Here is a 19,464-nt window from a genome sequence, read left to right as displayed (position 1 = left end):
ATATTTGTTCTCGTAATATTTTACCATGTTTTTAAACAAACTCAAAAGATTAAACAGCAGCCACATCACGACCATCTTTAAAGGAAATTTTATTTCTAAGTTCGTTTTGGTGATTGGAGGGCTTCTGCTTGCAAAATATTACGGTTCATCAGAGTACGGCGTATTCAGTATCTACCTGAGCATCATGAGCATATTTACGGTAGTCTTAAGCCTTGCACAGGAACATATGATCATGCTTGAAGGAAATGAGGTGGATGTGAATAATAATTTCAGTGCGGCAGGAATTATTTCCGGAGGGATTATGGTTTTGGCTTTTCTACTGGTATTTATTCCTTTTGACATTCCAAAACACATCTTATTTCTTGGGATTTTCACCGGTTTTATTTATCTCTTTACCAACAATGCGAAATTTCTGCTGGCTAAAAAGAAACTTTTCAAACTGGTTTCCGTTCTGACGATCATAGATTCTTTGGTGAGTTTTATCTTTCAGGTGGTATTTGTATTCATCAAGATAGAAAATGGCCTTGTGATAGGAAGTCTGATCGGATATATTGCAGCCTTCCTGGCCGCTATTTATTACTCCAGAACCTACTATGTAAAACCTGATTTCAAAAGATATATTGCCAATGCGAAAAAAAGGCCGGAGCTTTTTAAATATTCCTATCCATCAACCCTGATCAATGCTTTAGGGAATAATATAATGCCGATTCTGATATCTCTTTATTTTGCAGATTCATTGCTTGGGGAATATTCTTTGGCTGTAAAAATAATGTCGGTTCCTCTTCTTTTGATTTCATCTTCCATTGCAACAGTTTACTATCCGCGAGCTGCAGAGATTAATAACAGAGGACAAAGTAAAAGTGAATTGTTTGCGTACACCAAAAAAATGAGCCTGATGAACTTCTATATCATTTTTGCTCTCTATATTCTGGTGAACGTCGTTGGAATTCCCATTCTTGAAATGTTTTTCAATAAAAACTGGGAGCATCTCGGATTATTCATTTTTCTGATGTCATTTGGATATCTCACGAGAAGTCTGATCAATCCTATTTCAGATATTCTGACGATCCTGAAGAGAAATAATGTAGCAATGGTCTTTAACATTTATCTTTTCCTTGCTAATATTGCTGCTATACTGATCGGAAAGGAGAAAGGAATCAGTTATCTGGTGGGTATTTTCTCTCTATTCTTGTTTGTAGGTTATGGATTTTTGTATTTTTACATTATGTTTATTCTGAAGAAAAATGAATCCGATTAAAAAATTTATTGAATACCAAATCTTCCATAGAATTAATAATTTTTTCTATCCGGAGTATTACCGCCAAAAATATGATTATCTGCTTCCTCACGTTCTTTTTTTCTATTACTTGATTCCACAAAAGATACTGAGAATCAATGGGAAAGTTCCATGGCCGGTCCATTTTACATCAGAAATCAGGGGGTACCAGAATATTAAAAAGGGGATTATGTGTGATCCGGGAGATAATCCAAATATTTACATTCAGGCGAACAATGGTATCATTATCGGACATAATGTAGGTTTCGGAGCAGGAACATCATTAATATCTGCCAATCATAACCACAACGACCACAGCATTCATGACAAATGCCCGCCTATCACTATAGGAAACAATGTTTTTGTAGGAACAAATTCCGTGATTCTTCCGGGAGTAAAAATAGGTGATAATGTCGTTATCGGAGCCGGCTCTATTGTTGCAAAAGATATTCCTTCCAACTCTATTGCAGTAGGAAATCCTTGTAGAGTTATTAAACAAAAAGAACCCTACATTGAAGACTTCACGAAGACTGTTTTCAACAGAAAGCTCCCTGAAGGCACCAATCTAAAGTTCTAGAAGATTGTATTTTATATGGGTCTAGGCAATCCCTGCTGCCCAGCTTTTTTCCAATGGCAGAAGAAAGTGACTTAAAAAGTCCAGGTAGGTATTTTTAGAGAAATCAAAAACCTGGATATCTTTTGGCAATTCTCCGCTTCTCAGTTGAGATTTAAAGTCCTGAAGCTTCAGCGTCTTTACTTCATTATTCTGCACAAAGCTGGCCTTCATTCTGTCGAAAAGTCCCAGTTGATATTCTCTGTCGATCTCGCGCATGATCTTCCCTAAGGCATCAATACTGCATCCTGAAGCCATTTCTTTTTCCTCGTCTACACATACCACGATAAACTGATTTTTCTCAATTTTAAAGGATGAATCAAGCGGTTTTCCGTGGGCCGCCCAGGTGGCAAGGAAATCGAACAGTTTTTCGGTGATCACTTTAGCCTCTTTGGTTTCAAATGGTCTGGATGCCGGGTATATAATGACTCTGTAGTCGTTGGTTTCTACTATACTAGATTCTTCAATTTTCATATCCTTTCAATTTTAAAGTATAAAATTAAGAAATATTCCTGAGTTTATAATCAAGAAAAACTCAGGCCGAAACCTGAGTTTTCATCTATTTTCAATAGCATTCTACAAATCTTCTGCTTCAGCAAGAAGTTCGACGATATCCTTTACTGCTACTTCTTCGTTTTTATTAAAGTGTTTTACCCCATCTGTCATCATGGTATTACAGAACGGACATCCTGTAGCAATGACTTTAGGCTGGAAAGATAAAGCTTCTTCCGTTCTTTCAATATTGATGTCTTTATTTCCTTTTTCAGGTTCTTTAAACATCTGTGCGCCTCCTGCTCCACAGCACAAACCGTTGGTTTTACAACGTTTCATTTCTACAAGCTCGGCATCCAGCTTTTCAAGAAGAATTCTGGGAGCCTCATATTCGTTGTTGGCTCTTCCAAGGTAGCAAGGATCATGGAAAGTAATCTTCTTCCCTTTAAAAGCACCTCCTTCAATCTTCAGTCTTCCTTCTTCCATTAATGTTTTAAGGAACTGAGTATGGTGCACCACTTCGTAGTGTCCTCCCAGGCTTGGGTATTCATTTTTAAGGGTATTGAAACAGTGAGGGCAGGCAGTAACGATCTTTTTTACTTCGTAGGCATTCAGGACCTCAATATTGGTAAGGGCCATCATCTGGAAGACAAATTCGTTTCCTGCTCTTTTCGCGGGATCTCCGGTACAGCTTTCTTCTGGTCCCAGAACTGCAAATTCAACTCCTATTTTGTTTAATATCTTGCAAAAAGCTTTTGTGATTTTTTTGGCACGGTCGTCAAAACTTCCGGCACATCCCACCCAAAATAAAACTTCCGGGGATTTTCCTTCGGCAGCATATTCTGCCATTGTTTTTATATTGAAATCCATTTAATTGTAAAATGTATTTTTTATTAATGTAAAATGTACTTTAAAATTTTCAAGCTAAAATACTTTTGTACATGACTTGAACATTTTAATACAATAGATATTAATCTTTTGCCCAGTTCAGACGGTCTGCCTGATTGTACTGCCAAGGAGCAGCATTGTTTTCTACATTCGTCATCATCAGATTCAGCTCCTGAGGGGCAGCAGACTGCTCCATCACAAGGAATCTTCTCATTTCGAAAATAATAGAAAGCGGATCCAGCAATACCGGACATGCTTCTGTACAGGCGTTACATGTGGTACATGCCCAAAGTTCTTCTTTGGTGATATAATCATTCAGAAGCTTCTTACCGTCGTCTTCGAATTTTCCGTTTTTGTCGATATTTCTGCCTACTTCTTCCAGTCTGTCTCTGGTTTTCATCAGAATAAGTCTCGGAGAAAGCTTTTTACCTGTAATGTTAGCAGGACATACTGAAGTACATCTTCCGCATTCGGTACAGGAATAGGCATTTAGCAATTGTACCTGATTCAGGTCAAATATATCTTCTGCTCCAAATTTAGAAGGAATATCCGCAGCTTCTCCTTCAGCCGGGGCGGCATAAGGGTCAGCGTTAGGGTCCATCATCAGTTTGATCTCTTTGGTTACAGAGTCAAGATTATTGAATTTTCCTTTTTGATCAAGATTCGCCAACCAGGTGCTTGGAAATGCCAAAATGATATGAAGGTGTTTTGAGTAATAAAGATAGTTCATGAAGAAAAGTATCCCTACAAAGTGGAACCACCAGGCACTTCTTTCAACAAACACTAAAAACCCATTATCAAAACTGAATATTTCTAAGAATGGAACCAATGTCATTTCGCTGATCGGAAAGCTTCCATGTTCCGCAAGAATACCTCTCATCTGCAGAACATAATCCGCAGAATTCATGCTAAAGAACGCCATCATCAGAGCAAACTCTATGATCAGAATCCAGTTGGCATCATTTTTAGGCCAGCCAAAAAGTTCTTTCATGGTAAGCCTTTTAACGCCATAGAAGTTTCTTCGGATAAAGAAAATAACCACTCCAATGATTACTAAAAGAGCCAGTACTTCCAATGTTGCTGTAAAGAAATTGTAGAAACCGTGTCCAAAAACGGAAGCTAAGAATCTGTGGGTTCCAAAGATTCCATCCACAATAATTTCTATCAATTCTATATTGATAATAACAAAACCAACATATACGAAAAGGTGGAGAACACCTGCTACAGGACGTTTTACCATTTTGCTCTGGCCCATTGCCACTCTGGCCATGGTTTCCCAGCGCTCAGCTTTCCTGTCGCTTCTGTTGATCTCTCTTCCAAGCTTGATATTTCTGTAAATCTTTTGCAGGCTTTTTGCAAAGAGCCCAAATCCAGCAACTAATAAGATCAGAAAAATAATGTTATCGATGTACTGCATAAGGTGATTAGTCTTTATTGTTCTTTCCGAAAACTGAGAAATTAATATACCTCTTAGGGTTTGCTTTCATATCTTCAATCAATGAATTCAGATTGGTAGAGGCAGAATTCAGATTATTGTAAAGTTGCTCATCCTTCATTAATTTCCCTAAGCTTCCTTGTCCGTTATCAACTCCTGCAATCACCTGATTAAGCTTTCCTACGGTAGCATCTAAATTTGATATTGTTGCATTCAGTTTTTTAGTATCGATGCTTTCTGCAAGATTTCCGTATTTATCCAAAGTTACTTTTCCACTCTGCATGGTAATACTTGCATCATCCAGTACTTTCTGCAATTTAGGGTCGTTATGTCCTACAAGACTGTTAACGCTTCCTGCAGTAGTCTGCAAAGCAGCTACGGTCTTATTTAGATTGGATAGTAATGCTTTGATCTCTGCTCTGTTCTGACCGTCGACCAATAGATTGGCATTAGCCATCAGAGAGTCTACACGGTGTAAAACTGTTTGCAGCTGATCCTTCACCGGTCCTACCTGAGAAGAAAGGCTTCCCAGTGTTCCGAGTTTGAAAGCTCCCTGCAGCGTATCGCCATCCTTTGCAGTCTGGCCACCGTACATAAGATTTACCCTCATTTCTTTGCCGGACATCAATCCAGGTTCAAAGATTTCAAGGGTTGAATTTTTGGAAAACTCGAACTTGTCATCTACCGTTATTTTCACAACAAAACTGATCTTTCCGTCTTTGGCCGTCCTTGGGATAATCTTATCAACCTGCCCTACTTTCAGACCATTAATGGAAACTGCAGAAGACTGAGCCAGACCTTCCACATTATCGTATTTTGCGTAAAATATATTATCGGTAGTGAAAAGACTTCTGCCTTTCATAAATTGAAACAACACTACAAAGCCTACAATAGCCAGAAGTGCGATCACACCAGCTTTTAATTCTTTACTGAACTTCACTTGCTAAATTTTTTCTAATGAGCAAATATAACACATTTTAAATTAATCTTTTTCTTTATTGTTCTGCGTTAAATACAAAAAAAGCGGCAGAAAAATCTGCCGCTTTTATATCTGTAAAAATTAATTTCTTACTGTTGTTGGTTTCCAACCTTGTTCCAGATCTCGATTCTATAATCTTTGATATCTGCATTATCCTGAAGGCTCTTCATCCAAGCCTGTCCGAACATTCCTGCATTTCTCTGACTGATAGATTCTGTGAACTGCTTAAGATCACCTGGCTGTTTGTTGATTGTTTCTGATTTTTTGATCAGTACATAAACTCCCGTCCCACCTTCGATAGGGTTAGAAAGTTTACCTTTTGCAACACCGAAAGCCGCACCAGCCACTTTAGGTTCCATAGAACCCGCTACTGAAGGGTTAAGCATATTTACTTGCGCCGCCTGCTTTGTTGAAGCAAACATTTTAGCAATCTGATCTAGGCTTGAAGCTTTAGCTCCTGCAATTTTCTCAGCAATCTGTTTCGCTGCCAGTTTGTTTTTAACAATCGCTTCTATCTGATCTCTTACGGATTCTGCATCTGCAAGACCTGCGTCCTGTTTTCCGTTAAGGTAGGCTACAATTTTATCTCCTGTACCTTCTACAGTAAAGAATTCAGTATCTCCCTTATTGGTTTTCTTATTGAACGCCCAGGCTAAGATTTCTCCATCTTTATCTGTACCAAGTCCCTGAATCTGTCCGTCAAATCTTTTGGCAGCTTTAGGATTAGAGAACTGATAGTTTCCTTTTTTAGCAATATTCACGAAATCGTTGAAAGATTTCCCCTGAACCTGCTGAATAAATCTTCTTGCTTTTTTATCAGATTCTGCTTCCGTAGCATCTGAAGGCTTCACTTCTTTTACAAGGTTAGCTACTTTATAGCTCATTGACCCTGCTTTTTTATCTTCAATATTGATGATATGGTATCCAAACTGGGTTTCTACCACACCAGTAGCTCCTTTAGGGTTGTTGGCTAAATAAGTAAGGAATTCCGGAACGAAAGGCGTTTCAGGAGTTGTCCATCCTAAGCTTCCTCCTTGTGCTGCAGAACTTGGATCATTAGAAAGTTTAATAAACTCTGTAAATTTACCTGGATTGGCTTTTACAATAGCTCCAATAGAGTCTGCTAATTTCTTTGCCTGCTCCTTGGATCTTGTTACTCCTTCTCCTGCAGGACTTCCTTTGAAAGCAATCAGGATGTGTCTTGACAAAGTAGAGTCCGAAGTCTTTTTATCCAAAAGTTTTGAAACTACATAGAAGTTTTGCTCTTTGTAAGGTCCAAAAGTTTGTCCTATCGCGGCAGATGTGATCTGTCCCTGGATAGCCTGAGGCAATTGGTTAGGCTTTGAATACTGATTGTTAAAAGGCATATCAGAATTGGCCATTACAAACATAGAGTCATTTTTCGTATTCTGGAAGTTTTCAGTTCCTCCGCTTGCATCTGTACCTCCAGCGAAAAGTTTATTGATTTCCTTCTGAGCTGCTGCATCATCTGCAGGGCTAGGTTTAGAAGGGAAATATACAACTCCAATATTTCTGCTAGGTTCAGCTTTAAACATTACCGGGTGTTGTTTGATATAGTTATCAAGGTCTGCCGTAGTAACGTTGATTTTCGTTTTCTGAAGGTATGCTGCGTAATCAATCTTTACAAAATCGATGTCTGCTAACTGGTCTCTCTGTTTCATAAGCTCTTCAGCTTCTTTCTTACCAGTCGTAATACCTGCTGAAATATTAGTAAACACCTGTCTCGCCATGAGTCTGTACTCAACGGTTTTTCTGGTTTTCAACCATTGGTTGTAACCTTCCGGATTGGTGCTTTTTAATGTTTCAATCTCTTTTTTAAGTTCTTGAGTTTTAAAATTACCTTTCTCGTCAAAGAACTGTTGTTGTTGGGCAAACATCTGATCATACTGGATCTGATTCCAGAAATAGTCGTCAGTCATCTCAAAGCCCAATTTCTCAAACTGTTGCTTGATAAGTTTAGATTGTACAAGTAACTGCCAAGCCTGCTCTTCAAGTCCCGTTTTTGGACGGCCTTGTTGTTCAGCCTGCTGTTGCAGTACGAAAAGCTGATCATTGAACTCTTCGCGGGTGACTTTCTCACCGTTTACTTTTCCTAAAACGTCAGGATTTTTCCCAAAAACCTTGTCGATGCTATCAGGGTTTACCAGAAACGCTAAAAGCGCCAATGCTATCACTCCCATCAAAAGCCAAGGCTTACTCCTAATCTGTCCTAAAATTGCCATTTTATATATTATAGTTTTTTATCAGTTTGCGAAAATACACATTTTTAAGAAATTAGAGAAGCAGAAGTCCTTTATTTTAATTTTTAAAATGAAAGATTGTTGAAAAAAGGAAATTTTGACCATATTTTTTAGCAAAAAACAAATGGCATAGGTATTGTGCATTATAGAGAAGTATAATACGCTGCACGTTTTCAGCGCATATTGTAAAATATCATTTTAACGATTTAAAACGAAGATGACAATTTGTCATTTGATTAACTATGACAGAATTTGAAGATATTAGTTTAGAGGAAATGATCAGCGATGGGTTTGACATTGTTGCAGAAGAGATCAATCTTTCAGACTTCTCGGAGACTGATAAAAATTCCGAACAAAAAATATTCCCTATCCTTCCTGTAAGAAATATGGTCATGTTTCCCAACGTGGTAATTCCAATTACTGCGGGAAGAAAAACATCGATACAGCTTTTGGAAGAAGCACAGAAAAACGGTGATTTCATCGGAATCGTAAGCCAGAAAAACTCAGAACTGGAGCAGCCTGGTGAAAAAGACATGTACTCCACCGGCACACTAGCCAAAATCATAAAAATTATAAAACTTCCTGAAGGAAACATCACTGCTATTACCAAAGGGTTCCACAGATTTAAGATCAGAAAGATTGTAGAAAGCAAACCTTATTTTAAAGCGGAAATCACAAAACTAAAAGATACCCGTCCGAAAAACAAGGAAGAATATGATGCGCTGCTTGAAAATATAAAAGATCTGGCCCTAAAGATTATTGAACTGGATCCGAATATTCCAAATGCGGCCAATTTTGCGATCAAGAATATTACGAACAATGATGATCTTCTGAACTTCATCTGCACCAACTCCAATTTCCCATCGATAGAAAAGCAAAAACTTCTCGAAGAAAAAAGTCTGCTAGAAAGGGCGAATAAGTGTTATGAGATGATGCACGAAGATTTCAGAAAACTGGAATTAAGAAATCAGATCCATCAGAAAACTTCAAAAGACCTTGACAAGCAGCAGAGAGAATATTTTCTGAATCAACAGATCAGAACCATTCAGGATGAGCTTGGCGGTGGTCCTGAAAGTGATGTGGAAGAACTTATCGATAAAGCAAGTAGAAAAAAATGGAATCAGGAAGTGGAAGACCATTTCCAGAAGGAGATCAACAGACTGCAGCGTCAGAATCCGAACTCTCCTGATTACAACGTACAGAGAAATTATCTTGACTTCTTTACAGATCTTCCATGGGAAACCTATACAAAAGATGTTTTTGATATTGCTAAAGCTGAAAAGATCTTAGATAAAGCTCATTTTGGACTTGAAGATATTAAGAAAAGAATTCTGGAGCACATGGCGGTTTTAAAATTGAAAAACAACATGAAGTCTCCAATTCTATTGCTAGTAGGACCTCCGGGAGTAGGAAAAACCTCTTTGGGGAAATCTGTGGCTGATGCGCTGGGAAGAAAATATGTAAGGTTATCTCTGGGTGGACTTCATGACGAAAGTGAGATCCGCGGACATAGAAAAACATACATTGGAGCGATGGCGGGAAGAATTCTGCAAACAATCAAAAAATCAGGCACTTCCAACCCGGTAATTGTTCTTGATGAAATTGATAAAATTGCACAGGGACTTCACGGTGATCCGAGCTCAGCACTTCTTGAAGTTCTTGATCCTGAACAGAATAAATCTTTCTATGATAACTTCTTAGAAATGGGTTATGACTTATCCAAAGTCATGTTTATCGCGACTGCCAATTCTTTATCCACAATCCAGACACCGCTTTTAGACAGAACGGAGATCATCCAGATTGCAGGCTATACGATGGAGGAAAAAACGGAAATTGCGAAAAGACATTTAATAAAAAAACAACAGGAAGAAAACGGATTGGATGCCAAATCATTCAAACTTGGAAATCCTGAGCTTAAACATATTATTGAAGCACACACTTCGGAAAGCGGGGTAAGAACTTTAGAAAAAAGAATTGCTGCCATTGCAAGATGGGTTGCCCTTCAGACTGCTCTTGTAAAAGAGTACGACCCAAAGATTACCATTGAGAAAGTAGACGAGATTCTTGGGGTTCCAAGACCGAAAAGTCTGTCTGAGATCACTGGTGTACCGGGTGTCGTGACAGGTTTAGCGTGGACAAGCGTTGGAGGAGACATTTTATACATCGAAAGTATTTTAAGCAACGGAAAAGGAAGTCTTACCATGACCGGAAACTTGGGTACGGTAATGAAAGAGTCCGCTACTATTGCTTTGGAATATATCAAAGCCAGACATGATGATCTTGGAATAGCTCAGGAAGATCTGGACAAGAAAAACATCCACGTTCACGTTCCGGAAGGGGCAACACCGAAAGACGGACCGTCTGCGGGTATTGCTATGCTGACTTCAATGGTGTCTTCATTCAAGAACAAGAAAGTAAGACCTCACCTTGCAATGACAGGAGAAATAACATTAAGAGGAAAAGTACTTCCTGTAGGAGGAATTAAAGAAAAACTTCTTGCTGCTACACGAGCTGGTATCAAAGAGGTTATTCTGTGTGAAGCGAACAGAAAAGATGTAGAGGAAATCAAGAAGGATTATCTTAAAAATCTGACTGTCCATTATGTGAACAGAATGGAAGAGGTGATCGATGTAGCCATCGAAAAATAATTCAGAACATATCAACTCTCAATAAGAAAACGCGTCTCAGATTCTGGGATGCGTTTTTTATTATATTGGATTCCATCAAAAAAGATGCAAAAATTTTGATGTTTGGCACATTTTTAAGTTCAATACAGTGTCCGCAGTAAAAGGACCTAAATTTTATGAAAAATCCAAGATGACAAATAGCTGAGATCGTTTTAGATAAAGACGTACCACACGGCCTTGTTTAAAGATCTTCTATTAAAAAAAGAATTATGTTAATTAAACGAAAACAGTCCATAAATTAGATGCGTTTTCTTATTTTTATCCTACAGATTTGAAAAATTATGAATTTCCTTAGACTTCCCTTCCTTGTTAAGCTTACCCTTGTTATCATTTCCATTATCGGACTGGGTTATCTGCTCACGCTTGGGCAAAGCATTTTAGCCCCTTTCTTCTTAGCTTTCTTAATGGCTATGCTATTTCTTCCGGCTGCTACTTTCATGGAAAGAAGGTTAAGATTCCCACGATCTATATCAACGATGACTTCGGTTTTCGTTATGCTGGCTATTTTAGCCGGAATCATTTATTTTTTCGGATCGCAGCTTTCTGATTTCAGTAAAGATCTGCCCCATCTCAGGGATCAGATGACGACTGTTTTCAATAATCTGCAGCACTGGATCTCGAAAACATTCAATGTTAAAATTAACGAACAGCTTGATTACATTAATCAGGGACTGAATAAATTATTGTCTTCTTCAGGAGTCATCCTGGGCTTTACTTTTGGAATATTTTCCAGTGGATTTGGCTTCATTGTTTTTTTCACCCTGTTTTTTATCTTTATTTTAAATTACAGAAGAATCCTTAACAATTTTATTGTAACGGTCTTTAACGAGAAGCACAAAGCCAGCGTACAGGAAGTGGTTACTGAGATCCGAGTAATGACCAAGAAATATATTTTCGGACTTTGCCTGCAGGTTCTTATTGTTTCCATTCTGTGCTCTATTCTCCTTACTATTTTAGGGGTGAAATATGCTATACTTCTTGCGGTGCTGACGGGTTTATTGAATGTGATTCCTTATCTTGGAATCTGTATTTCTCTTTTAATTTCATGTTTTATCGCCTTTGCCACGGGAACACCTTCTACCTGTGTTTACGTAGCTATTGGCTATATTGCGATTCATGTTATCGACGGAAATATTGTCCTTCCATTTGTAGTAGGTTCAAAAGTAAAGATCAATGCCTTATTTTCTTTTATAGGAATTATTTTAGGTGAACATTTGTGGGGAATTGCAGGAATGTTTCTCTGTATTCCGGCCATTGCGATTATTAAAATTATTTTTGAAAGAGTGGAAGGTCTAAAACCTTGGGGTAAACTGCTTGGAGAAGAAGAAAAGCCTGACAAAAAGAAAAAGAGCTACAAAATATCTAAAAATATTACATTAAAGGAGATGGACTGAGTATTAAATTATAAGTCATACAAGTCTATCATTTACTATCCATAAAAAAGCTGCCTCACTTGAGACAGCTCTATTGTTAAGTTTTTACAATGCACATAACGGATCCATCCCGTTAGGACAAGTCTGGTTACATGGAATATACGCATGGCTATCAGGACAGTATCCTAAATCCGAACCACCTCCACCGCCAGGACCTCCTAAACAAGGGTCTCCTGGTGGAATTTTACAAGGACATCCTTCTGGTCCAATATCACAGATAGGCGGTTTCCCTCCTCCATTGATTTTTTTTAAATTTTCACGATCTAGTTTTTGAAGATTTTTCAGCATAATACAATTGTTTAGTTTGATTTGTACAACAAATATATTAAACAAAATCAAAATATAACAGCTGACACCCAACAAAACGAAAGATATTCATAAGTTTCATCTAAATTAAATAAACGAATATCATTTTTGTTTTACATTTGATATAAAATCAACAATATGAAAATCGTAAAATTTATTCTATCCTTTATATTCGCATTGATGTTCATCAATGCCGGTTTGAACAAATTCTTCCACTATTCTCCAATGCCTAAAATGACTCCTGAGCAAGTGAAAATATTTGCTGCTTTTGGTGAAATCGGCTGGCTTTTGCCTTTAGTGGGAATCGTAGAAATTATCGGTGGGGTATTATTTATCTTTCCAAAGACCAAAGCATTGGGTGCTATCATGCTTCTTCCCGTTATGGTAGGCATTGTTATTCATAATCTATACAGGGATCCCAGCCAAATGGGAATCATCACCGCAATAGTGATGTTTCTGATCAATATCTGGGCAATTATTGATGACCGGGAAAAATATAAGGCTTTGATTAGTTAAAAAACTATTGGTGAATAGTGAATGGTCAATTAGCTTCGCTGTCAATTTTTATACCACGCGAAAAATTCACTATTGACCATTCACAATTCACATTAAATAATTTATACAAACGCACTGAATCCGGTAATGGATCTTCCTACGATAAGGGAATTGATCTCTTTCGTTCCTTCGTAAGAATAGATGGCTTCAGCATCTGCAACAAATCTTGCGACATCATATTCAAGGAGAATACCGTTTCCTCCCAGGACTTCTCTTGCTCTGGAAACAATATCCCTGGTTCTCAAAGTACAGAAAACTTTAGCCAGTGAAGCATGTTCGTCTTTTAAAATCCCTTCATCCTGCATTTCAGACAGTCTGAAAACCATGGTCTGCATTGCGGTAAGATTGGACAACATTTCTACCAAATGTCCCTGAATCATCTGGAATGAGGCAATAGGCTTCCCAAACTGTTCTCTCGTTCTGGTATATTGTAATGCACTTTCGTATGCACCCCTTGCACAACCTGTAGCCATCCAGGCCACTCCTGCTCTGGTCATACGGAGCACTTTTCCGGTATCTTTGAATGAATTGGCATTCTGAAGACGGTTGTCTTCGGTGACAAGACAATCGGTTAAAGTAATCAATCCGTTCTGAACAATTCTCAATGCCATTTTTCCTTTGATTTTTTCAACGGAATATCCCGGATTATCTTTTTCGACAATGAAACTTTTTACTTCACCACTGTCAAGATCTCTTGCCCAGATAATGATTAAGTCAGCAAAGGTGGCGTTTCCTATCCATTTTTTCTGACCATTAAGGATCCAGCCTTCCTCTGTTTTTTTACAGGTAACCGTAAGACCACCTGCAGCTCCGGATCCTACTTCAGGCTCCGTAAGTCCGAAAGCTCCTATTTTTTCAAACTTCTGCATTTGCGGCAGCCATTTCTGTTTCTGTTCTTCTGATCCGCAGATATAAATAGATCCCATCGCCAATCCGGACTGAACACCAAAGAATGTGGCAATAGAAGCATCAATTCTCGCCATTTCCATAGCGATAACACCTTCCATCAGAAAAGGCATTCCCGGACAGCCATATCCTTCATAGGTAACGCCACAGATATTCAGTTTCTGGAATTTTGGAATGAGCTCAAAAGGAAATTCGTCTCTTAACCAGTAATGATTTACCAAAGGTTTTACTTCTTTTTCCATGAACGCTCTTACTTTAAGCTGAATCTCTCGTTGCTCCGCAGTTAAGGTATGGTAGATGTCATAAAAATCCCCATCAATTGGGGGAAGTTCCCGCTTTTTCTTATTAGGATCAAGCATTTTCATCATTCCGTTCAACTGCTGATCATCCAGTTTGGAAAAATTCTGCATCAGCTTGGGAAGATCAACTTTTTGAGAAATAGCACTCAGCTGGTCAAAATCTATCGACCTGAATAATTCTAAAGCGTTTCTGATTTTGGAAAAAGTATTTGACATAGTAATGTTTTGTGGGATTGATTTGTAAAAGTTAAGCAAAAATTGCTCCGAAAATAAGCCCTAACAGGATACTCCATTTTACAAAACACTCATTTACAATTCGTTAAAATGGAAATATTTCTTTACAATTTCTTTACGCCTGATTTTCAAATATTACAAACGATCCTGAAAGAACTTTGACCTAAGTAAACCCACAAAAAAATCAACGCTATGAAAACGACTTACATTCAACTATCTCTTTCAGCATTTCTTTTATTAGGAATTTATTCATGTAAAAAAGGAGAAGTGGCCACTACTGAAAATTATGCTGCTGATTCTACTGCTGCTGTTTCCCTTTCAGACAGTGTCTCTTCTGTCGCCTCTATGAAGGTAAAAGACAAACAATTCATCAAAACAGCAGATGTCAATATGGAAGTGAAGGATGTGTATGACGCAACGGTTTCCATTGAAAAGACAGTTCAGGACCTTGGAGGCTTTGTTACCCACAGCAACCTTCAGAGCAATGTGATTTCACAGGATACTTACAATACTTCCGATAATGATGCAATGCTGATCAAAAAGTATCAGACTGAAAACACAATCCAGGCACGTGTTCCTACAGAAAAATTGAGTGAGCTCCTTGTCAAAATCAATGATAAAAAACTGTTTTTAAATTCCAGAACAATCCATGCTGAAGATGTAACATCCAACATCAAGTATGCGGAAATGGAAGGCAAAAGAATAAAAAAGACCGAAGAAAACATCAGTCAGCTAAAAGCAAACAAGGATAAAGTAAAACTGGACAACGACAATATGGCGGAAGGAAATCTGCAGCAGCTTGCCAATATGGACACTACAGACGATATCAAATACAGCACTATAGACATTTATATCAAAGAGCCTAAACTTCGCATTGCGGAAATTGCTGTGACCAATACCCGGAATATTGACAATCAATATAAGTTCAATTTTCTATATGATGCTAAAAATGCATTTGTAGAAGGTTTTTATCTGATCCAAAAAATTGCGGTGGGACTTATTACGGTATGGCCTCTGGTATTCATTTTAGGTACAGCGGTCTATTTTCTAAGAAAAAGAAAGCTGACCAAACCGGAAACTACAAAAGTTTCAGAATAAAAAAAGCAATCCTAACCAATTGGTTATCATCATAATTTCAGATTTTTCAAACCTCCTGCTCAGGAGGTTTTTTATTTTTTCGGAAAAAAACTGTAACGATCATTATCCTGCTCTTACCTACTGTATAAAAGAATAAATAATTAAAAACTTAATCATATGAAAAATTTAATACAACTTGGGCTCGCTGCAGTATTATCAGCAACCTTTATCACAGCGAAGGCCCAAAGCAAGGACACCGAAAACAGTACAGTTTGGGAAATTTCAGGGAATGGCCTTACAAAACCTTCTTATATAGCAGGAACCTTTCATATCATGTGCAGTCAGGATTTTGAAATTAAACCGAAAGTCATGAAAGCCCTTGAAAAATCTGATCAATTCGTAATGGAGATCAATTATACGGATCCGGCTGAAATGGCAGCCATGCAGACAATGTATCAAACCGATAAAAAACTATCCGATCAGCTGACTCCTGAAGAATCTGCGGAGTTAGACAACGTACTCGCTGATTACGGAACAGATTTAAAGAAGATGGATCACTCGAGTTCACAGGGGCTGTATGCACTTATTTCATTAAATGCATTGCCATGTCCGCAAACTGATATCAAATTATATGAAATAGAACTGCTTCAAAATGCTCTTAAAAATAAAAAGAAAGTCTTTGGACTTGAAAAAGTAAACGATCAGATGACTTCCATCAATAAGGCTTATGATCTGAAAGCGGTAATCGGACAGTTAAAAATGGGAAAAGAATATGAAATCCTTCTTAAGAAAATGGTAGCAGCATTTAAAAAAGAAGATGTACAATCGGTTTATTCCCTTTTCAAAGATGACAATTTAATGAATGCGGAACAGGAAAAAGTAATGCTTACGGACCGAAATAAAAACTGGGCAGAAAAAATGCCGGAAATGATGAAAAAAGAAAGTGCTTTCTTTGCCATTGGAAGCGCTCATCTTATGGGTGAGAACGGAATAATCCTTCTTTTAAGATCGAAAGGATACACCGTGAAACCGATTTTAAGCCTTTAATTATAACCAAACCATGAAATCGTCGTGAGCAGCCAAACTGAAACCGCTTTTTTAAAGCTCGTCAACCAACACAAAGGCATCTTATATAAGGCCTCCCGCATCTATGCGGATTCTTTGGAAGACCGGGAAGACCTGCAGCAGGAAATCCTTATTCAACTGTGGAAATCTTACCGGAACTTCAAAGGCAACAGTGAATTTTCAACATGGATGTACCGGGTGGCCATCAATACCGCCATTACTTATTTAAAAAAAGAAAAACAACGGACGAGTAATCAAACAGATGTGCCAAGCCATTTTGAAGTACAAAATGAAGACTATAATCCCGCCAAGGATAAACAGCTGGAAGTTTTTTACAGAGCTGTCCAGGAACTCAAAGCACTTGAAAAAGCCATTATCTTTTATTTCATGGAAGGGATGTCTCATAAGGAGATTGGTGAAAACCTGGGGCTAAGTGAAGTCAATGCCCGCGTAAAACTTAACAGAACCAAAGAAAAAATACAGCAAATCATAAAAAAATCAGGCTATGAATTTTGATCAATTAAAAGAGCAGTGGAATAACGAAGACAACAGCAGCGTCAGTATTCCTAACACTATAGAACAATTAAAGAAAAGCAAGCATCCTATTGAAAAGATCCAGAAAAGTATGAAAGCAGAATTTCCCATGCAGGTCATTGCCATCATTCTTATTGCTTTCTTTCCACAGCTGCTGGATTTTCCGCCTTCTCAGTATATCATTTATTATACATCCTATGCGATGCTTGTCGTTATATCTTCCTATTACTTTTTCGGGTTTTATAAATTTTATAAGCAAACGGAGCTTTATTCCGGAAATACCAAAAACAGTCTCTGGAAAATATACCATGAATTGAAACTGAATATGGAACGGTATCAGTCATTTGGATTCCTGTTGCTTCCCCATTTCATGATTGCATTAGGACTGGAATTCTATAATCTGTTTGAGAAAAAAGGAAAGTCTTTAGTAAATTTTGCCGATGTCTATCAACAGACTTTGATTCTCATCGTTCTTGCTGGAACCGTAGCGATTGTAGCCAGCATTGTTTTATGGACTCGATACATCTACGGAAGAAATGCCAAGCGCCTTGAAAATATTCTGAACGAAATGGACGAATAATTTTCTTATTCATCTGTCACTAATAATAACAACGAACCTCAGACTTGATCTGGGGTTTGTTTTTTAAAAAAATGTTATTTATCACGTTCAAATTGATCTGAGGTTTTATTTTTCCTTAAATTTGCACATCAGAAATAAAATGACATGGATTTAAAACATTTTTGATCCAATCTTCATTTTTGAATCTATCTAATTTCTAAAATATGCTATCAAAAATAAATCCTATACAAACTACCAGCTGGAAAGCGCTTGACGAACATTTTGCAGGTAATGACTTCGATTTGAGAAGTCTTTTCCAGTATAACCCTGAGCGTTTTAAAGAATTTTCTTTGCAGAAAGATAATTTTCTTTTTGATTACTCTAAAAATCTGATCGACTCAAGAACCAGAGATCTTTTACTTCAATTAGCAGAAGAATGTCAGTTGAAAGATGCTATTTCTAAAATGTTTTCCGGTGACAAGATCAACGAAACTGAAGGAAGAGCAGTGCTTCATACTGCGTTGAGGGATTTTTCAGATAAAGAAATCATTGTAGACGGTGAAAATATCAAACCTCAGATCAGAAGAGTTCTTGACCACATGAAAGCCTTCTCTGAAAAAATTATTTCAGGAGAGCACAAAGGTTTCAGTGGAAAAGAAATTACTGATGTGGTGAATATCGGAATCGGAGGTTCAGACCTTGGACCGGTGATGGTTTGCTCTGCATTAAAGCATTTTAAAACAAGATTAAACGTTCATTTCGTTTCAAACGTTGACGGGAATCACATTGCAGAAACCGTAAAAAAACTGAATCCTGAAACGACATTGTTCATCATTGCTTCCAAGACTTTTACAACTCAGGAAACCATGACCAATGCCAATTCTGCAAAAGACTGGTTCCTGAAAGCAGGAAAAGAAGAAGACGTTGCCAAACATTTCGTAGCTTTATCTACAAACGTTGAAGCTGTTAAACAGTTTGGTATCGCAGAAGAAAATATATTTGAGTTCTGGGACTGGGTAGGCGGAAGATATTCTCTTTGGAGTGCTATCGGCCTTAGCATCGTTCTGGCAGTTGGATATGACAATTTCGAGGAACTTTTGAAGGGAGCTTCCGACACTGACCAACATTTCCAGACGGCTGATTTCTCAGAAAACGTTCCGGTATTAATGGGTCTTTTAGGCATCTGGTACCGTAATTTCTATGCGGCAACAACGTATGCCATCCTTCCTTATTCTCAATATCTGGACAGGTTTGCAGCCTATCTTCAGCAGGGAGATATGGAAAGTAACGGAAAATGTGTGGACCGAAACGGAGAATTTGTAGAATATGAAACAGGGCCTATTATCTGGGGTGAGCCGGGAACAAACGGACAACATGCTTTCTATCAGCTTATCCATCAGGGAACAGAACTTATTCCTGCGGATTTTATCGCTTATGTAAAAAGCAGCAATGCGGTTTCTGATCATCAGCCTAAACTTTTAGCTAACTTTTTTGCACAGACTGAAGCTCTTGCCTTTGGAAAATCAGAAGAAGAAGTGGAACAGGAATTAAGAAACGAAGGGAAATCCGATGAAGAAATTGACAGATTACTGAACTATAAAGTCTTCCACGGAAACACCCCCACCAACTCAATATTATTCAATGAATTAACTCCATTTTCATTGGGACAGTTGATTGCCATGTACGAGCATAAGATTTTTGTTCAGGGAGTGATCTGGAATATTTTCAGCTTCGACCAGTTTGGGGTGGAATTAGGAAAAGTTTTAGCCAATAAAATCCTTCCTGAGCTTGAAAACAATGAAGCGATCAATTCTCATGACAGCTCTACAAACGGACTGATCAACTATTATAAAGGAAATAAATAG

Annotated in this window: 17 protein-coding genes; 10 read left to right on the top strand and 7 right to left on the bottom strand. The window is 37.9% G+C overall.

The genetic code is table 11. From position 1 onward, the window contains the following. The first annotated feature begins 25 nt into the window (after positions 1–25). Both BUC06_RS02020 and BUC06_RS02015 read left to right on the top strand, forming a co-directional pair. Entirely contained in the window at positions 26–1,258 is a 1,233-nt protein-coding gene (locus tag BUC06_RS02020; RefSeq protein WP_073328996.1) for a lipopolysaccharide biosynthesis protein, read from the top strand. Further along, on the top strand, positions 1,245–1,853 hold the full coding sequence (locus BUC06_RS02015) for an acyltransferase (protein WP_073328994.1): 609 nt from the start codon (positions 1,245–1,247) through the stop codon (positions 1,851–1,853). The genes BUC06_RS02020 and BUC06_RS02015 overlap by 14 nt, the downstream gene beginning before the upstream one ends. 21 nt (positions 1,854–1,874) lie before the next feature. Here BUC06_RS02015 and BUC06_RS02010 read toward each other — a convergent pair whose 3' ends face one another. The 5 genes from BUC06_RS02010 to BUC06_RS01990 all read right to left on the bottom strand — a co-directional run bounded on the left by BUC06_RS02010 (position 1,875) and on the right by BUC06_RS01990 (position 7,926). Then, positions 1,875–2,363, bottom strand: a complete 489-nt coding sequence (locus tag BUC06_RS02010; RefSeq protein WP_073328991.1) for a hypothetical protein — start codon at positions 2,361–2,363, stop codon at positions 1,875–1,877. Between the two features lie 102 nt (positions 2,364–2,465). After that, entirely contained in the window at positions 2,466–3,251 is a 786-nt protein-coding gene (locus tag BUC06_RS02005; RefSeq protein WP_073328989.1) for a (Fe-S)-binding protein, read from the bottom strand. Between the two features lie 100 nt (positions 3,252–3,351). Further along, a complete protein-coding gene (locus BUC06_RS02000) occupies positions 3,352–4,686 on the bottom strand; it encodes a 4Fe-4S dicluster domain-containing protein (protein WP_073328986.1) in 1,335 nt (444 codons plus the stop codon). Between the two features lie 7 nt (positions 4,687–4,693). After that, positions 4,694–5,644 (bottom strand): MlaD family protein, encoded by a 951-nt coding sequence (locus BUC06_RS01995; RefSeq protein WP_073328985.1) that lies wholly within the window; start codon positions 5,642–5,644, stop codon positions 4,694–4,696. A 128-nt stretch (positions 5,645–5,772) separates the two neighbouring features. After that, positions 5,773–7,926: a peptidylprolyl isomerase gene (locus tag BUC06_RS01990; protein WP_073328982.1), complete on the bottom strand. Its 2,154-nt coding sequence runs from the start codon at positions 7,924–7,926 to the stop codon at positions 5,773–5,775. Positions 7,927–8,186: 260 nt separating this feature from the next. Here BUC06_RS01990 and lon point away from each other — a divergent pair, with 260 nt between their 5' ends. Both lon and BUC06_RS01980 read left to right on the top strand, forming a co-directional pair. After that, the gene (gene lon, locus BUC06_RS01985) at positions 8,187–10,592 is read left to right on the top strand and encodes an endopeptidase La (protein WP_073328980.1); all 2,406 of its coding nucleotides are present in this window, start codon (positions 8,187–8,189) and stop codon (positions 10,590–10,592) included. 320 nt (positions 10,593–10,912) lie between these two features. Beyond that, the gene (locus BUC06_RS01980) at positions 10,913–12,025 is read left to right on the top strand and encodes an AI-2E family transporter (RefSeq protein WP_073328977.1); all 1,113 of its coding nucleotides are present in this window, start codon (positions 10,913–10,915) and stop codon (positions 12,023–12,025) included. Positions 12,026–12,109: 84 nt separating this feature from the next. Here BUC06_RS01980 and BUC06_RS01975 read toward each other — a convergent pair whose 3' ends face one another. Further along, positions 12,110–12,352, bottom strand: a complete 243-nt coding sequence (locus BUC06_RS01975; protein ID WP_073328975.1) for a bacteriocin-like protein — start codon at positions 12,350–12,352, stop codon at positions 12,110–12,112. Positions 12,353–12,508: 156 nt separating this feature from the next. Here BUC06_RS01975 and BUC06_RS01970 point away from each other — a divergent pair, with 156 nt between their 5' ends. Beyond that, complete coding sequence (locus tag BUC06_RS01970; RefSeq protein ID WP_073328972.1) at positions 12,509–12,886, top strand: DoxX family protein; 378 nt, start codon at positions 12,509–12,511, stop codon at positions 12,884–12,886. A gap of 101 nt (positions 12,887–12,987) precedes the next feature. Here BUC06_RS01970 and BUC06_RS01965 read toward each other — a convergent pair whose 3' ends face one another. Further along, entirely contained in the window at positions 12,988–14,346 is a 1,359-nt protein-coding gene (locus BUC06_RS01965; RefSeq protein WP_073328970.1) for an acyl-CoA dehydrogenase family protein, read from the bottom strand. Positions 14,347–14,556: 210 nt separating this feature from the next. Here BUC06_RS01965 and BUC06_RS01960 point away from each other — a divergent pair, with 210 nt between their 5' ends. The 5 genes from BUC06_RS01960 (at position 14,557) to pgi (ending at position 19,464) form a co-directional block, all read left to right on the top strand. Then, entirely contained in the window at positions 14,557–15,462 is a 906-nt protein-coding gene (locus BUC06_RS01960) for a DUF4349 domain-containing protein (protein ID WP_073328967.1), read from the top strand. 156 nt (positions 15,463–15,618) lie between these two features. After that, positions 15,619–16,488 (top strand): TraB/GumN family protein, encoded by an 870-nt coding sequence (locus tag BUC06_RS01955; RefSeq protein WP_073328965.1) that lies wholly within the window; start codon positions 15,619–15,621, stop codon positions 16,486–16,488. 24 nt (positions 16,489–16,512) lie between these two features. Next, positions 16,513–17,022: an RNA polymerase sigma factor gene (locus tag BUC06_RS01950; protein WP_073328962.1), complete on the top strand. Its 510-nt coding sequence runs from the start codon at positions 16,513–16,515 to the stop codon at positions 17,020–17,022. After that, positions 17,012–17,620: a hypothetical protein gene (locus BUC06_RS01945; RefSeq protein ID WP_073328960.1), complete on the top strand. Its 609-nt coding sequence runs from the start codon at positions 17,012–17,014 to the stop codon at positions 17,618–17,620. The genes BUC06_RS01950 and BUC06_RS01945 overlap by 11 nt, the downstream gene beginning before the upstream one ends. Positions 17,621–17,823: 203 nt before the next feature. Beyond that, entirely contained in the window at positions 17,824–19,464 is a 1,641-nt protein-coding gene (pgi, locus tag BUC06_RS01940; RefSeq protein WP_073328957.1) for a glucose-6-phosphate isomerase, read from the top strand.

It is taken from the genome of Chryseobacterium carnipullorum, assembly GCF_900142785.1.
GTDB lineage: Bacteria > Bacteroidota > Bacteroidia > Flavobacteriales > Weeksellaceae > Chryseobacterium > Chryseobacterium carnipullorum.
The sequence above is the reverse complement of the archived record's forward strand: the minus strand, read 5'-3'. Positions and strand labels throughout refer to the sequence as shown.

Bases quoted from the DNA above. Each gene is read 5' to 3' on its own strand.
- BUC06_RS02020 (WP_073328996.1), top strand. From the start codon at position 26: ATGTTTTTAAACAAACTCAAAAGATTAAACAGCAGCCACATCACGACC.
- BUC06_RS02015 (WP_073328994.1), top strand. From the start codon at position 1,245: ATGAATCCGATTAAAAAATTTATTGAATACCAAATCTTCCATAGAATT.
- BUC06_RS02010 (WP_073328991.1), bottom strand. From the start codon at position 2,363: ATGAAAATTGAAGAATCTAGTATAGTAGAAACCAACGACTACAGAGTC.
- BUC06_RS02005 (WP_073328989.1), bottom strand. From the start codon at position 3,251: ATGGATTTCAATATAAAAACAATGGCAGAATATGCTGCCGAAGGAAAA.
- BUC06_RS02000 (WP_073328986.1), bottom strand. From the start codon at position 4,686: ATGCAGTACATCGATAACATTATTTTTCTGATCTTATTAGTTGCTGGA.
- BUC06_RS01990 (WP_073328982.1), bottom strand. From the start codon at position 7,926: ATGGCAATTTTAGGACAGATTAGGAGTAAGCCTTGGCTTTTGATGGGA.
- lon (WP_073328980.1), top strand. From the start codon at position 8,187: ATGACAGAATTTGAAGATATTAGTTTAGAGGAAATGATCAGCGATGGG.
- BUC06_RS01980 (WP_073328977.1), top strand. From the start codon at position 10,913: ATGAATTTCCTTAGACTTCCCTTCCTTGTTAAGCTTACCCTTGTTATC.
- BUC06_RS01975 (WP_073328975.1), bottom strand. From the start codon at position 12,352: ATGCTGAAAAATCTTCAAAAACTAGATCGTGAAAATTTAAAAAAAATC.
- BUC06_RS01970 (WP_073328972.1), top strand. From the start codon at position 12,509: ATGAAAATCGTAAAATTTATTCTATCCTTTATATTCGCATTGATGTTC.
- BUC06_RS01965 (WP_073328970.1), bottom strand. From the start codon at position 14,346: ATGTCAAATACTTTTTCCAAAATCAGAAACGCTTTAGAATTATTCAGG.
- BUC06_RS01960 (WP_073328967.1), top strand. From the start codon at position 14,557: ATGAAAACGACTTACATTCAACTATCTCTTTCAGCATTTCTTTTATTA.
- BUC06_RS01955 (WP_073328965.1), top strand. From the start codon at position 15,619: ATGAAAAATTTAATACAACTTGGGCTCGCTGCAGTATTATCAGCAACC.
- BUC06_RS01945 (WP_073328960.1), top strand. From the start codon at position 17,012: ATGAATTTTGATCAATTAAAAGAGCAGTGGAATAACGAAGACAACAGC.
- pgi (WP_073328957.1), top strand. From the start codon at position 17,824: ATGCTATCAAAAATAAATCCTATACAAACTACCAGCTGGAAAGCGCTT.